This is a genomic window from Pseudarthrobacter sp. MM222 (assembly GCF_947090775.1).
Taxonomy (GTDB): Bacteria; Actinomycetota; Actinomycetes; order Actinomycetales; family Micrococcaceae; genus Arthrobacter.
On the sequence record NZ_OX352321.1, the window covers coordinates 766,015 to 780,806 of the forward strand.

At 68.7% G+C, this 14,792-nt stretch carries 13 protein-coding genes and 1 tRNA gene; 8 read left to right on the plus strand and 6 right to left on the minus strand.

The genetic code is table 11. The features are described 5' to 3' along the window. Positions 1-13: 13 nt before the first annotated feature. From mobA to OM977_RS03690, 5 genes are all read left to right on the plus strand, one after another. Positions 14-709 carry a molybdenum cofactor guanylyltransferase gene (gene mobA, locus OM977_RS03670; RefSeq protein WP_264356188.1) on the plus strand — a complete coding sequence of 232 codons (696 nt, stop codon included), beginning with the start codon at positions 14-16 and terminating at the stop codon, positions 707-709. After that, the gene (locus tag OM977_RS03675) at positions 693-980 is read left to right on the plus strand and encodes a DUF6457 domain-containing protein (protein WP_264356189.1); all 288 of its coding nucleotides are present in this window, start codon (positions 693-695) and stop codon (positions 978-980) included. The genes mobA and OM977_RS03675 overlap by 17 nt, the downstream gene beginning before the upstream one ends. Then, positions 977-2,434 (plus strand): molybdopterin molybdotransferase MoeA, encoded by a 1,458-nt coding sequence (locus OM977_RS03680; RefSeq protein WP_264356190.1) that lies wholly within the window; start codon positions 977-979, stop codon positions 2,432-2,434. The genes OM977_RS03675 and OM977_RS03680 overlap by 4 nt, the downstream gene beginning before the upstream one ends. Positions 2,435-2,524: 90 nt before the next feature. Further along, positions 2,525-3,394 carry a formate dehydrogenase accessory sulfurtransferase FdhD gene (fdhD, locus tag OM977_RS03685; RefSeq protein WP_264356191.1) on the plus strand — a complete coding sequence of 290 codons (870 nt, stop codon included), beginning with the start codon at positions 2,525-2,527 and terminating at the stop codon, positions 3,392-3,394. A gap of 94 nt (positions 3,395-3,488) precedes the next feature. Then, complete coding sequence (locus OM977_RS03690; RefSeq protein ID WP_264356192.1) at positions 3,489-6,512, plus strand: alpha-mannosidase; 3,024 nt, start codon at positions 3,489-3,491, stop codon at positions 6,510-6,512. 251 nt (positions 6,513-6,763) lie between these two features. Here OM977_RS03690 and OM977_RS03695 read toward each other — a convergent pair whose 3' ends face one another. Genes OM977_RS03695 through OM977_RS03705 form a run of 3 tightly spaced genes read right to left on the minus strand, consistent with a single transcriptional unit; the run spans position 6,764 to position 9,039 of the window. Continuing rightward, on the minus strand, positions 6,764-7,507 hold the full coding sequence (locus OM977_RS03695) for a hypothetical protein (protein WP_264356193.1): 744 nt from the start codon (positions 7,505-7,507) through the stop codon (positions 6,764-6,766). A gap of 45 nt (positions 7,508-7,552) precedes the next feature. Further along, positions 7,553-8,284: a hypothetical protein gene (locus OM977_RS03700; protein ID WP_264356194.1), complete on the minus strand. Its 732-nt coding sequence runs from the start codon at positions 8,282-8,284 to the stop codon at positions 7,553-7,555. After that, entirely contained in the window at positions 8,281-9,039 is a 759-nt protein-coding gene (locus OM977_RS03705; protein ID WP_264356195.1) for a hypothetical protein, read from the minus strand. Before OM977_RS03705 ends, OM977_RS03700 begins: the two co-directional genes overlap by 4 nt. Before the next feature lie 258 nt (positions 9,040-9,297). Here OM977_RS03705 and OM977_RS03710 point away from each other — a divergent pair, with 258 nt between their 5' ends. Beyond that, positions 9,298-10,998 (plus strand): ABC-F family ATP-binding cassette domain-containing protein, encoded by a 1,701-nt coding sequence (locus tag OM977_RS03710; protein WP_264356196.1) that lies wholly within the window; start codon positions 9,298-9,300, stop codon positions 10,996-10,998. Next, positions 10,995-12,908, plus strand: coding sequence for an ABC transporter ATP-binding protein (locus OM977_RS03715; protein WP_264356197.1), 1,914 nt, complete (start codon positions 10,995-10,997; stop codon positions 12,906-12,908). The genes OM977_RS03710 and OM977_RS03715 overlap by 4 nt, the downstream gene beginning before the upstream one ends. Before the next feature lie 26 nt (positions 12,909-12,934). On the opposite strand, the gene OM977_RS03720 is transcribed toward OM977_RS03715, so the two are convergent. The 3 genes from OM977_RS03720 to OM977_RS03730 all read right to left on the minus strand — a co-directional run bounded on the left by OM977_RS03720 (position 12,935) and on the right by OM977_RS03730 (position 13,904). Continuing rightward, a complete protein-coding gene (locus OM977_RS03720; RefSeq protein WP_264356198.1) occupies positions 12,935-13,339 on the minus strand; it encodes an NUDIX hydrolase in 405 nt (134 codons plus the stop codon). After that, positions 13,336-13,830 (minus strand): DUF6314 family protein, encoded by a 495-nt coding sequence (locus tag OM977_RS03725; protein WP_264356199.1) that lies wholly within the window; start codon positions 13,828-13,830, stop codon positions 13,336-13,338. Before OM977_RS03725 ends, OM977_RS03720 begins: the two co-directional genes overlap by 4 nt. Position 13,831: 1 nt before the next feature. Continuing rightward, positions 13,832-13,904 (minus strand) — tRNA-Arg (locus OM977_RS03730). Positions 13,905-13,990: 86 nt separating this feature from the next. Between OM977_RS03730 and OM977_RS03735 the strand changes: the two genes are divergently transcribed. Next, complete coding sequence (locus tag OM977_RS03735) at positions 13,991-14,767, plus strand: DUF998 domain-containing protein (protein WP_264356200.1); 777 nt, start codon at positions 13,991-13,993, stop codon at positions 14,765-14,767. The last annotated feature ends 25 nt before the right edge of the window (positions 14,768-14,792 follow it).

A 14,792-nucleotide genomic window follows, 5' to 3' on the forward strand; every position in this document is an offset into this window, starting at 1 on the left:
CTAGGCTGGGCCGGTGGAATTCGATGCTGTCATCCTGGCCGGCGGGCGGTCCTCGCGTTTGGGCGGCTCGCCCAAGTCCCGTTTGGTGTCCGGCGGACGGACCCTCCTTGACCACTCACTGCTGGCCGCGCATGGGGCCGGCACGATCGTCGTCGTCGGACCGGACCCCGGCCCCCTCCCGGCGGGCGTGCTGACGTGCCGGGAAGAACCGCCCTTCGCGGGCCCGGCCGCAGCCATCGCCGCCGGACTCGCCGCCCTGGCGGACCACCATATGGCGGCTGGCGCGGAGCTGCCGGTGCCGGCGTTGACGCTCGTGCTGGCCTGCGACATGCCCCGGGTCATGGCCGCGGTCAGCGCCATGCGCGAGGCGCTGGCGGCTGGGCTGGAGGGCGACGGCGTTCTGGCCGTCTCAGCGGACGGGCGCCGGCAGCCCCTCGCCGGTTTCTATGGCACAGCCGCGCTACAACGCTCTGTTGCGGAAGCTGCGCGGCGGGGCGCGCTGGCGAACGCCTCCGTGTTCGCCCTTCTTGCTAGTCTTGACGTGCGGGGACTTCGCGTTCCCCCCGGTTCCACGGATGACGTGGACACTTGGGACGATGCCGCCGCGCTGGGAGTGTCCGGCCGCGCTCCGGGCCAGGAACCGGACGAAGGGCCCGCAGCTCCGCGACTGAACCCGACTTTGGAGGAAAACGGTGAAGAGCCAGGATGAAACGCTGGAAGACTGGTGCCGCGCCCTGCTCCAGGCCCTCGAACTGGAGGACGTTGAAATCGACGTCAACGAGGTCCTGGCCCTAGCCGGAGTGGCCGCACACTCCGTAGTCCGCCCCGCGGCCCCGCTGACCACTTTCATCGCCGGCTTCGCCGCCGGCCTGGCCTCGGGATCCGGGCAGGCTCCGGATGCCGTCTCGATGCAGGCCGCAATCGGCGTTGCCCGGAAACTGGCCCAGGACTACGCGTCCACCGAAGCCTCCGGGGCATGACGCCTGAGCCCCCTGCCGACGGTGCGGCCGCCGCCGGAGAGCACTCCGCGCCCGGTGGCAACCAAGCGGCAGCAGGGGAGGAAGAGGGCGCCAGCGGGTCGCGGGAGCCGCACCCCCACCTGGCCCACACCTGGCAGGAGGCCCGGCAGCTGGCCTTCGATTGCGCCGCACCCATTCCCGCTGCGCCGGTGCCGCTCAGGAACGCCCTGCGGCGGATCCTCGCTGCCGACGTCGAAGCGCTCCAGGACATCCCGCACTACGCGTCGTCGGCAATGGACGGCTGGGCCGTCAACGGCAGCGGACCGTGGATCCTGGCCGAACCCGGCCAGCGGCTGGCACCGCACCAGGCGAGCCCGATCGTCACCGGAGGCCTGATCCCGCCCGGGGCCAAGGCCGTGCTCCGCAGCGAGAGCGGCCTCATCTCGCCGGATGAGGACGGCCTGCCGGCGCTGAAGACCAGCGGTGCCGCCAAACCCGGCGAACCGCGGAACGGCGAGCACATCCGCAAAGCCGGCGAGGAGGCTTCCGCCGGCGAGCTGCTGGTCAAGGCCGGCACCGCGCTCAACCCGGCCCATCTGGCCTTGGCGGCCCTGGCCGGCCACGACACGTTGTCCGTCCTGGGCAAGGCCGTAGTGCGGCTCGTGCTTACCGGCTCCGAGGTTGTTCCGGCAGGAATCCCGCAACCGGGAGAGGTCCGTGACACCTTCGGGCCGCAGCTCGCCGGTGTGGTTGAGATGCTCGGCGGGATCTGCAGCGGCGAGGTCAAGATCGGCGACAGCTACGACGAATGGCTCTCCGCCCTCGAGGACCAGGAGCCGGCTGTTCCGGACGCCCTGTCCGCAGAGGACGCCGGAGTCGAGAACCTGCCGGCCGACGTCGTCATCACCACCGGCGGCACCGGCCGCTCCGGCACCGACCACCTGCGGCGCGCCGTGGCCGAACTCGGCGGGCGGCTGCTGATCGACGGCATCGCGATGCGGCCGGGCCACCCCGCCGTGCTGGCCGAACTGCCCGACGGCCGCTTCATCATCGGCCTGCCCGGTAATCCGCTGGCGGCGATGATGGCGCTGTCGACCCTGGCGGGACCGCTTCTGGCCGCCCTAGGTCACGGGACAATGCCACCCGTGGTGGAGGTTCCGTGCGGTTCGACCATCGAGCCTGACCCGGGCCGGACCAGGTTGATGCCCTTTCGGCTCCTCTACGGGATGGCATCGCCGGCCCAACACACCGGACCGGGCATGATGCGGGGGCTGGCAGCAGCCGACGGCGTGCTGGTCGTACCGCCACATGGCGTCCAGCTGGGGGAGCTGGTCCCCGCCTTCGCCCTGCCGTGGGGCCCGCCGATCCCGGAACCGGGCGCCACCGCGGCGCAGGCCAAGACAACGCCGAAGCGCACCGTCCGGAAGCCGGCCGGTACCGGCGGCCCCGTTGACTGGAGCGCCCTGTTTGACTGACGTCCGGCGCATGGAACCGGCCTGTAGGCCTGCGCTGGCCACCCCGGCGGGCGCAAGGGAAAATGATTGCATGTTGCAAAGGAGTTTCTGATGGGTCGCGTGACGCAGCGCCGCAAGGTGCACAGGTTTGTTCTGGACGGCTCACCGCAGGCACTTGAGTTCCCGGTCCGGCACCGCGAGGACGTTCTCGCCGTGGAGGAACCTCTGGAGATCCGGCTCGGCCAGCTCTCCTACTCCGTCACCATGCGGACGCCCGGAAACGACTTCGACCTGGTTGCGGGCTTCCTGGTCTCCGAGGGGGTGATCTGGAGCCCCGACCAGCTTGTCTCCCTCCGGTTCTGCGCCGGGGAGGATGAAAACGGCATCCAGACCTTCAACGTCGTGGAGGCGCAGCTGCGGCCCGACGTGGCGCGGCCTGACACCGGACGGAACGTCTACACCTCCAGTTCCTGCGGCATCTGCGGCACGGATTCCATCGAGGCCGTGCACAAGTCCTCGCACTTCAGCCCCGCGGCTGACCCGCTCACCGTCCCGGTGGGGGTCCTCGCGTCCCTGCCCGACGCGCTCCGTAAAGCCCAGGCCGTGTTCGACGTCACCGGCGGCGTCCACGCCGCCGGGCTGTTCCGGATTGCCGATGACGGCTCCGCGGAGCTGCTGTGCCTGCGCGAGGACGTGGGCCGGCACAACGCCGTAGACAAGGTCGTCGGCTGGGCGCTCCGGGAGGGGCTGCTGCCCCTCAGCGGAACCGTCCTCCAGGTCTCCGGCAGGGCCTCCTTTGAACTCGTCCAGAAGGCGTCGCTGGCCGGCATCCCCGTCCTCGCGGCCGTCAGCGCACCCTCCAGCCTCGCCGTCGAACTTGCCGAGGCCAGCGGAATGACGCTCGCCGGGTTCAGCCGCGGCACCACCCTGAATGTGTACGCCGGCCGCGACCGGATCTCCCTGCCGGCGCCCGTGGCTTAGGACCGCCTTGGCTGAATGCCCGCGCGCGAAGTAAGTTTTAGCCATCGATTGGATTCAATCGGGCTATATTCATTCCGGCGCTAAGAGGAACACATTGCACGACGACCGCCGTCTCACGGAAGTCCGGCTGGACCGCTTTCTGCGCGAACGCATAGTCCCCGCGGTTTACCCACGCAGTATTCCGCTCGCGTTGAGCAGCTGGGAGGTCCCCGATGAACCTGTCCCGGTTCTGGAGGCCCTCCGGCAGGACTTCGCCCCGCAGGAACACGGCGCGGCCTGGGGCCGGCCCTGGAGCACCACCTGGCTGCGGCTGCAGGGCGAAGTGCCGGTCTCGTGGGGAACCCAACCGGACACCGCAGTCGAAATCGTCGTGGACCTGGGGTTCAGCGCCGACCTTCCGGGATTCCAGTGCGAAGGCATCGCCTGGCGGCCCGACGGGACCATCATCAAGGCGATCTCCCCGCGGAACCAGTACATCCCGCTGAAGCTCCTCGGCAGCGGAATGTCCGTTGACTTCTACGTCGAGGCCGCGGCGAACCCGGACCTATCGCAGGGCTGGACCTTCGCGGCCACCCCCTACGGTGACAAGGCGACGTCGGGCAACGAGCCGAAATACCGGCTGGGTCAGATCTTCATTGCCGAACTCAACCAGACAGTCTGGGAGCTGCAGCAGGACATCTGGACCCTCGGCGGGCTCATGCACGAACTGCCGATGGAACTGCCGCGCCGGCACGAAATCCTGCGGGCGCTGGAGCGCATGCTGGACCTGATGGATCCCGACGACGTCCCGGGAACCGCCGCGGCCGGACGCGCCGCGCTGGCCGACGTCCTGGCCCAGCCGGCCTACGCCTCGGCGCACCGGCTGCTCGCCACCGGACATGCGCACATCGACTCCGCCTGGCTGTGGCCGGTGCGGGAGACCATCCGCAAATGCGCCCGGACGTTCTCCAACGTGGTCGCGCTCATGGACGAGGATCCCGAGTTCGTATTTTCCTGCTCCTCGGCCCAGCAGCTGGCCTGGATCAAGGAATACTACCCGGAGCTGTTGGGGCGCATCCGGGAGAAGGTCAAGTCCGGCCAGTTCGTTCCCGTGGGCGGTATGTGGGTTGAGTCCGACACCAACATGCCAGGCGGGGAGGCCATGGCCCGCCAATTCCTGGAAGGCAAGAGCTTCTTCCGGGACGAGTTCGGCGTGGAATGCGAGGAAGCGTGGCTTCCCGACTCCTTCGGCTACTCCGGAGCCCTCCCGCAGATCGTCAAGGCCGCCGGCAGCAAATGGTTCCTGACCCAGAAGATCTCCTGGAACCAGGTCAACCGGATGCCCCACCACACCTTCAACTGGGAGGGAATCGACGGCACCCGGCTGTTCACCCACTTCCCGCCGGTGGACAGCTACAGCTCCGAGCTCAGTGGCCGCGAACTGGCCCACGCCGAACGGAACTACCGCGACCACGGCCGCGGCACCATGTCACTGGTCCCGTTCGGCTACGGCGACGGCGGCGGCGGACCCACGCGGGAGATGCTGGCGGCCGCGCGCCGCACGGCGGACCTGGAAGGATCCCCCAGGGTGCAGCTCGGCTCGGCGGCCAGCTTCTTCGCCCGGGCCCAGACCGAGTACGAGTCCCTCCCCGTCTGGGTCGGGGAAATGTACCTGGAACTTCACCGCGGAACCTACACGAGCCAGGCCAACACCAAACTCGGCAACCGGCGCAGCGAACACCTGCTGCGCGAGGCGGAACTCTGGTGTGCTACCGCCGCGGTCCGCGGCGGCTACAACTACCCGGCGGCGGAGCTCAAACGCCTCTGGCGGCTGGTCCTGCTGCAGCAATTCCATGACATCCTTCCGGGCAGCGCCATTGCCTGGGTCCATCAGGACGCCGAACGCAACTACGCCGCCGTCGGAAAGCAGCTCGAGGCGATCATCGCCGGCGCGGCCACGGCACTGCTCGGCACGGGCGGACAGGACTTCCTGCTCAACGCGGCGCCGCACGAGCGGCACGGCGTGCCTGCCCTGGCGGCAGCCGAACCGGTCCGCGCGGAGCAGCCCGTAAATGTGACCGAAGTCGAGGGCGGCTACATCCTGGACAACGGCGTGATCCGGGCCGTGATCAACCCCGACGGGCTGCTGGCGTCCCTGATGGACTACGCCAGCGGGCGGGAGGCCATCGCGCCGGGGCAGTTCGGGAACCTCCTGGAACTCCACCGGGATACGCCCAACGAATGGGACGCCTGGGACATCGATGCCTTCTACCGCCGCAACGCCGTCGCACTTACCGCGGCCCGATCGGTGACCCTGGAACGCGGTGGCTGGGACGCCGTTGTGGTGGTGGAGCGGGTGGCCGGGTCCTCCCCGGTGACGCAGCGGATTTCGCTGGGCGCTGGCGCCGATTCCCTGTCGATTACGACCGTGGTGGACTGGCAGGAACGGGAGAAGCTGCTTAAGCTCGGCTTTGCCCTTGACGTCCGGGCCGACCGGTCGGCCGCCGAGACCCAGTTCGGGCATGTATTCCGCGACACCCACCTGAACACCTCGTGGCAGGCGGCCAAGTTTGAGATTTGCGCGCACCGCTGGATCCACGTTGCCGAGCCCGGCTACGGCGTCGCGATTTCGAACGCCGCCACCTACGGCCACGACGTCACCCGGGATGTCCGGGCGGACGACGGCGGGACCACCACTACGGTGCGTCTGTCGCTGCTGCGGGCGCCGAAGTTCCCGGATCCCGGCGCGGACCGCGGCCGGCACGAACTGGCGGTGACGATCAGGCCCGGTGCCAGCATCGCCGACGCCGTCGAGGAGGGCTACCGCACTAACCTTGCACCAAGGATCGTCAAGGGTGGCCACGGCGTCGAACCGTTGTTCACGGTGTTCAACCAGGGCCTCGTCATCGAGGCGGTCAAGCTCGCAGAGGACGGTTCGGGCGACGTGATCGTGCGCCTGTACGAATCCCTGGGGGAGCGGTCCACCGGGCTCCTGACAGCCAATTTCGAGGTCACGAGCGTCCACACGGTGGACCTGCTGGAGCGGCCGGTGGACGCCCCCGGCGTGACCGCGGGACGGGATTCAGCCGAGCTGGTGCTCCGGCCCTTCCAGCTGGTGACCTTGCGTTTTGTGCGCTGAGGGTTGCGGCTGAGCGGCCGTCCGGATGGCAAGTTTGCGTCCCGTCCGGGAGGCGGCCGGGCGGCCTTCCGCTCGCCAAAGGGGCCGTTAAACAGGCTGAGTGGGAGCGGTCCGATTGGACCGCTACCACTCATCCCCCCAATGGCGCTCGGACGACTGGCTCCGCCCCGCACGGCTGACTTCCGTACACGAGGCGATCGTCGCTTTCACACATTCATGATTCTCTCACGGTCTAATGATTTTGTGAATGCCTATTCGGACTTCTTGCGAATTGTTGCGCCAGTGGTCCCGCGTGGCTGCGCAATCAGCCCGGCGAACCAGAACAGCGCGAGGCCCAGCACGTAGCCGAGGCCCGCCGAATAGTTGGCCAGATGTTGTCCGAGCGCCCATGCTGGCGGGGCGAAAGACGCCGGAACGCTGAGCACCACGGCGACGGCGCCGAGGAGGGTGGCGACTGCGCCGGCTCGAATCAGCGGCGGCAGCTGGCTTCGGATGGCGTCCAGCAGCGGGGGCATCAGGATGACCGAGACAAAGGCCGGATAAGTGCGGCCCGCTGCGGCGTAGAACGGCGCCAGCACGGCGTTCCGGCCGCCGCTGTCGCGGAGGTCCAGCAGGCCCGAAGAGGAGCCCTGCGTGTCCATCAGGATAAAGATCGCCGCAACGGCCAGGCAGCTGACCCCCAGGGCCCAGCGGCCCGGTCTGCCGGCCATGAGACGGTAGCCCCGCGTGGCTCCCAGTCCCTTGGTGATCCGGAGGCCTACCAGCAACACCGCGGCGAACACCAGGTACCGCAATATCAGGTGGGTGATGTTCCAGCCACCGAGGGCGCGGTCAATTGCTTCGTAGGGTCCGGAGACGGCGAGCAGGCTGCACAAGGTTGCCAGCAGCAGGATGCCGAAAACGGTTCTGTTTCGTCCCCGCACGGCGTCCGGAACCCGGAGCAGAAGAACTGCGCAGCACACAACGAAGGTGCCCCATTCAAGGACGGCCATCATCCCCGGCTCCTCCACCTGGTTCGCCTGCTCAGCTCACGGTAGCTATCACGTGAGGCTAGTCTGCTTCTTCGGCGCCCGCTTGGCCACTATCTTCCCCACCCAGATCAGGGCAAGGCCGACAGCGAAGCAGAGAATCGCGGAGTAGTTCACCACAAAGCGAATGAATCCCAGCGCCGGCGGGATCAACGGGGACAGCAGGCTCAGGGTGACGGCAACCGACCCCACGGCAAGGAGACCCGCACTGAACCGCACCAGGAGCGGCAGCTTGCCGGCGGCCGTCCGAAGCATGGCCGGCAGCAGCGTCAGCATCACGTACGCGGGGTAGAGGCGTCCGGCTGCCCCGTAATATTCCACCAGCGCTTGGTGGCGGTCGTCCTTGATGGAGACCGCGGCCAGTCCGGCGGAGGATCCGTGGGTATCCATCATCAGGAAAACCACCAGCACGGCCGCCGAGGCCGCCGCCAACACGGCGATTCCCGCCCGTCCGGTAATCAGCCGCAGGGCGTCGTCCGCACCGAAGCCGCGCGCAAGCCGAAGCCCAAGGGCAAGAATGGCGCCGAAGATGATGAAACGCAGGATGAGGTTGGCCACGTTGGTGCCGCCCAGGACCTGGTCGATGGCGAGGTACGGCGCTTCGATGCTCAGCAGGGTCGCCACTGTCATGAACGCGAAGATGAAGAACAGCGATCTGTTCTCACCCCGCAGTGCGCTGGGGATGCGGGCGAGCGCCACGATGCCGCAGACCGCCAGTGTGACCCATTGCAGTAAGGCAATCATCCGAGGTTCTCCCAAATCTTTTCTGTCTGTGCGTGCTCCTGCTCCTGGCGGCGGAGGGTCTTTCCAAGCGTTTGCAGGCGTTCTCCAGCCAGCGCCGTGAGTTCGCCATCCGTGAGCGCGTCCAGCGCTGACTGCTTCGCCCCGGGAGTCCAACCCGCTTCTTCCTCGGTGATCAAGCCGGTTGCGACGAGTCCGCCGGTGAATCCTACGCCTGCCGCGCGGGCAGTGGCGACGGCCAGTTCCGGGGCGAGCCGGTTCGCGGTCAACTGCGCAGAATAGTTCTGGGGTGCAACACCGGTGGCGGCTGACACCCGGTGCCGCAGCTCGCCGTCGTCGATCGCGTCAACCCAGTTCCTGACCGAGGTTGCGTGCGGGGCTGCGCTGAGGGCGGGCGGGGTGGCTTGTCCGTCCGCGGCGCCTGCTTCCCCGGCACCTCCGTGCGCGGGGGAGGAGCGCTCGATGACGGCGCGCAGCAGGTCCATCGTGGCAATCTGGCTGACGAGCTCGGCGGCGGTGGGAGGCTGCGGTTCGCCCGCAAGTTCCGCGTAGTTCGCAAAGGAGCCCAACGCCGCCAAGGGACTGAGCCGCAAGGCCCGGCTGATGCTCACAAGGGTAGTTTCCGCCACTTTGCCGCGCACCAGTTGCTGGGCAAGGGTGGTCCGCTTGATGCCGGAGATCCTGCAGATATCCGCGGTGCTTGCCGACGGCGCAACACCATGAAGCCAGAGTTGAAACGCTTTGGCTGGTAAAGGCATCTACGGCTTCCTGCGGAGTCGGTCGGATGGGGGGCAAAGGTAGTGCGCTGGCGCAGGGGATCTTGCGGAGCGGATTTTACGGGAGGACCTGATTCAACTATGCTAAATGGTCGAACCCGCTGGTCCGTACACCCCCCAAGTCCGGACCAGCGGGTTCTTTCATGCCTGGCGGAATTCAGCCGCGGGAGCCGGCGTTTATTGCCGTTAGGGGATGTCCCCTGCAGAGCCCGGTTTGGGCCGCGGTGAGAGGATGTACTAATGACTGCAACCCTTGTTGCCAAAGACCTTTCCGGTGGTCACGACCACCGCACCCTCTTCTCAAAACTTTCCCTCACCGTCGCGCCGGGCGACGTCGTCGGCGTCGTGGGCGCCAACGGGGCGGGTAAATCAACCCTGCTCCGGCTGCTGGCCGGCGTCGACGCGCCCCAGGAGGGCACCGTCAGCCTGGCCCCCGCGGACGCCTTCGTGGGCTGGCTGCCGCAGGAACACGAACGAGTCGCCGGCGAGACTGTGGGCGGGTACATTGCCCGCCGTACCGGCTGCGCCCAGGCCACCCTGGAAATGGAGTCCACCGCGGAGGCCCTCGGCTCGGGCGCCCCGGGGTCCGACGACGCCTACTCCCTGGCCTTCGACCGCTGGATGGCGTCCGGCGCCGCCGACCTTGAAGACCGCATCCCGCCGGTTCTCGCCGACCTCGGCCTCGATGTGGGACCGGACGCCGGGATGACCGGGCTCTCGGGCGGCCAGGCCGCCCGGGTGGCGTTGGCTGCCCTGCTGCTGAGCCGCTTCGATATCGTCCTCCTGGACGAACCCACTAACGACCTGGACCTGGACGGCCTCGCCAAACTCGAAGCCTTCGTGCAGGGCCTGCGCGGCGGCGTGGTCCTGGTCTCCCACGACCGCGAATTCCTTGCCCGCTGCGTGACCACCATCGTGGAGCTGGACCTGGCCCAAAACTCCGTGGCGGTCTACGACGGCGGGTATGAGGCGTACCTGGAGGAACGGGCCGTCGCCCGCCGGCACGCCCGGGAACGCTTCGAGGAGTACGCAAACACCAAGGCGGACCTCGTCTCGCGGGCCCGGACCCAGCGCGAATGGAGCTCCCAGGGCGTCCGGAACGCCATGAAGAAAAACCCGGACAACGACAAGATCCGGCGTGCGGCCAGCACCGAGTCCTCGGAGAAGCAGGGCCAGAAGGTCCGGCAGATGGAATCCCGTATCGCCCGGCTCGAAGAAGTCGAAGAGCCCCGCAAGGAGTGGCAGCTGCAGTTCAGCATCGGCCAGGCCCCGCGGTCCAGCGCCGTCGTGTCGACGCTGCGCGACGCCGTCGCGCGGCAGGGCGACTTCACCCTGGGACCGGTGAACCTGCAGCTGAACGCGGCTGAACGCATCGGCATCACAGGTCCCAACGGGGCCGGCAAATCCACCCTGCTCCGGCTCCTGCTCGGCGTTCAGCGGCCCGATTCCGGGGAGGCCTCCATGGGCGCCTCGGTGGCCGTGGGCGAGATCGACCAGGCCCGCGGGCTGCTGGCCGGTGCGCTGACACTCGGCGGTGCCGTCGAAGCCGTGCTGACGGACCTGACGCCGGCCGAAGTCCGCACCCTGCTGGCCAAGTTCGGACTCAAGGCCGACCACACCTCCCGCCCGGTCGACTCGCTCTCGCCGGGGGAACGCACCCGTGCCGCCCTGGCGCTGCTGCAGGCGCGCGGCGTGAACCTGCTGGTCCCCGACGAACCCACCAACCACCTTGACCTGCCCGCGATCGAACAGCTCGAGGACGCCCTCGACAGCTACGACGGCGCGCTGCTGCTGGTCACCCACGACCGCCGGCTGCTGGAAAACGTGCGCCTTGACGGGCGCTGGCACGTGGACAACGGCGTCGTCACCGAGCTTCTGGGGCACACCGCGCCCGGACTCCTTGGCGGACGCGCTACCGCCCGGAAAGGCAATAACCCATGAGCATGGACCGGGTGGCCTGGAGCTCCCTTTACAACATCACGCGCGCCTCGAGTGGCTCCAAGCCGTTCTCGAAGGAAACGCTCAAGCGTGTGTTCAGCTTTGCCCGTCCGCACAAGGCCAAGCTGATCGCCTTCGTGCTGCTGTCGATTGTGATGGCCGTCCTGGCCGTGGCCACCCCGGTTCTCGCCGGCCAGGTGGTCGATGCGATCATCGCCCGCGCGGACACCGGAACCGTGGTCTGGCTCGCGGTACTGATCGCGATCGTGGCGGTCGCGGAAGCCGGGCTGGGGCTGGTGACGCGCTGGCTCTCCTCCACCATCGGCGAGGGCGTGATCGTGGACCTGCGCACCAAGGTCTTCGACCACGTCCAGAAGATGCCGATTGCTTTCTTCACCCGCACCCGCACCGGAGCCCTGGTCAGCCGGCTGAACAACGACGTCATCGGTGCGCAGTCGGCGTTTGCCGGCACCCTGTCCGGCGTCGTCAGCAACGTGGTGGCGCTCGCCCTGACGCTGGTGGTGATGCTCGGCAAGTCCTGGCTCGTCACCGTGCTCGCGATGATCCTGCTGCCGATCTTCCTGATCCCGGCCCGCCGGATGGGGTCCAAGCTGGCGGACCTGCGGCGCGAAGCCGCGGAGCACAACGCCGCCATGGGCACCCAAATGACGGAGCGGTTCTCCGCCCCCGGCGCCACCCTGGTCAAGCTCTTCGGCCGCCCGGACGAGGAATCCCGCGAATTCGCCGTCCGCGCCGGCCGCGTCCGGGATATCGGTGTGCGCACCGCCATGCTGCAATTCACGTTCGTGACCGCCCTGACGCTTGTCTCCGCCCTGGCGCTCGCACTGGTCTACGGCCTCGGCGGCTGGCTTGCCCTGGGCGGGCAGCTGGCGGCCGGCGACGTCGTCGTGCTGGCACTGCTGCTGACGCGCCTCTACGCTCCGCTCACGGCGCTCTCCAACGCCCGGGTGGAAATCATGAGTGCCCTGGTCAGCTTCGAACGGGTCTTTGAGATCCTGGACCTCAAACCGCTCATCCAGCAGAAGCCGGACGCGGTAGCCTCGCCTGCCGGCCCGCTCTCGGTCGAGTTCGACGACGTCCGCTTCGCCTACCCCTCCGCGGACAAGGTGTCGCTTGCCTCGCTGGAGGACGTGTCCACGCTGGACACCCGCGGCGGTGAAGAGGTGCTGCACGGCATCAGCTTCCGGGTTGAGCCCGGGCAGACCGTGGCCCTGGTTGGCTCCTCGGGCGCCGGCAAGTCGACCATCGCGCAGCTGCTTTCGCGGCTGTACGACGTCGATTCCGGCGCCGTCCGCTTCGGCGGCACCGGGCCCGGCACCGGCGTCGACGTCCGCGACCTCACCTTCGATTCAATGCGCCAGACTCTCGGCATGGTCACGCAGGACGGGCACCTGTTCCACGAAAGCATCGCCTCCAACCTGCGCCTGGCCCGCCCGGACGCCACCGAGGAGCAGATGTGGGACGTGCTGCGCCGCGCCCGGCTTGAATACATGATCCGCTCCCTCCCGGATGGCCTGGACACCGTGGTGGGGGAGCGCGGCTACCGGCTCTCCGGCGGTGAACGGCAGCGCCTGACCATCGCCCGCCTGCTGATCGCGCAGCCGCGCGTGGTGATCCTGGACGAGGCCACGGCCGCGCTGGACTCCACCAACGAAGCCGCGGTGCAGGAGGCCCTCGGGGCCGCACTGGAAGGCCGCACCGCCGTCGTGATCGCGCACCGGCTCTCCACGATCCGCGCCGCCGACGCCATCCTGGTGGTGGAGGACGGGGCCATTGTGGAGCGGGGAACCCACACCGAGCTGCTCGCCGCGGACGGGCGTTACGCGGAGCTGTACCGGACCCAGTTCGCCGAGGCGACTGCTGTGGCCGAAGAGGCCGTGCCGGAGCACTAGGCCGGGCTCCGGCACAGGGCCGGAGCCTAGGTCCTGTCCGCGGCGAGGGCGGGCAGCACGTGGTCGGTGAGCAGCGGGGCCAGATCGTCCGGCAGTTCGGCGGCCAGGTCCAGCCACCGGATCTCGGCGATCTCGGCGGAGGGCCGGGCGCTCCAGACACCGGGCGCGGTGAAGACCGTGGCCTCGATCTGGGTGGCGGCCTCGTTGGCGGCGTCGGCAAGCCAGATGCCCAGCAGCGCCAATGCCTCCGGCGCCAGCACAATCCCCACCTCTTCCTCGAGCTCGCGGGACGCCGTCTGGGCGGGGCTCTCGCCGGCCTCGGGCTTGCCGCCGGGATGCATGAACTTGTCCGTGCCGCGTTTCCGGACGGTCAGGAGGCGCCCGGCATCGTCGAAGACGCAGACGGCGGAGATCACGATGAGCGGGTTCACGCGTCCTGGCCTGGAGCGCGGCGCAGCACGGATTCGAGCAATTGGTCCTTGGCCGGGCCGGTGACATCCCAGCGGTAGTGGAATTCGTCGGGTCCGACCAGCGTGTAGCTGACCCGGTAGCTGTCCGGATCGCACCAGTGCTGCGCGTGGCTGCTGTCCGTGCCGAACCCCATGCGGTGGAAGGGGCGGCCGTCGGGAAAGAACATGTCCATCGTGGCGCGGGTCCCGTCGGGGCGCAGCAGGTATTCCCGGCTGGCCGGTGCGGTGAACGGCGTGCCGCCGGCGACCATCCAGACAACGGTGCCTTCCTCACGGAAGCGTAGGGCGCCGTCGTCGTCCGGTCCGGTTAGGGGAGTGAAGCGCACAGCCCCGATGAAGCTTCCGCGGGCGCCGGTGGACCGGTCCAGCAGGGTGCGTTCCACGTTCCAGCTGCCCTGCAGATAGGCGCGGAGGTCGAAGTCCGGAGCGGTGCCCGATGCTGGCGAATTCAAGTGCCCTCGATTGGAATCGAACCAACGACACCGGCTTTAGGAGAGCCGTGCTCTATCCACTGAGCTACGAGGGCGGGCGTCGTCGCTGGCCGGCCGCTGGCCGGCCCGGTCGGACACGGATATAAGCATACAAGGTGAGGGCCCGTACTACGCTCTTGGCATGACAGCCCCATCCTCGGCCGCCCCGGAAGGCCTTCTCTACATTCCGGATGTGGCATCCACACGGTTCTACATCGGAGCCCTTGCCCTGCTCAGCGTGCTGCAGTATTTCGTGGCCGAGGCGGCAGTCATCGGAGCGTGGGCCGGGCCGGAACCCTACAGCCGCCGGACGGGCTTCATCAGCGACCTCGGCGCCGCAGGGTGCGGCGTGTTCGATGGCCGGAACGTATGCTCCCCGGCCCACCTGCTGATGAACGCCTCGTTCGTGGTGCAGGGGATCGGGATGATGGTTGGGTCCTGGCTGTTGAGCTCGGCCCTGCTGTGCGTTGCGGCGCGGGAGGGCGTCCGGATCCGGTTGCGCCCGGGCCGGCGCTCGCCGTCGGGCACCGCGCTGGCCGCACGCCTGCTCAGTTTCACCGCCGGGGCGGGCACCGTCATTGTGGGCCTCGTTCCGGAGGATGCCGGGTCCGGCTGGCATGGCGCCGGGGCAGTGATGTACTTCGTGGCAGGAGCGCTGGCCCTGCTGGTCCTGGGCTGGCTCTGGGTCCGGCAAACTGCGCTGGGCTGGTTCATCCTGGTCTGCGGTGTGGTGTCCCTGGGCGCGGTCATCACGGCGGGGGTTACCGCGATGGCCGTACCGGAGCCGGGCACCCTCGAACGGCTAATGGGATACCCGATCACCGTCGGCATGGCTGCAGCCGGCCTGGTGGTCGCCCAGCGGGCCCGGAGCGCGGCCGTTGCGCGGCAGCGCGTGCGGAGCGGGGCCGCCGGTGCGTAGCGGGGCCCAGCGCGCGCAACGGAGC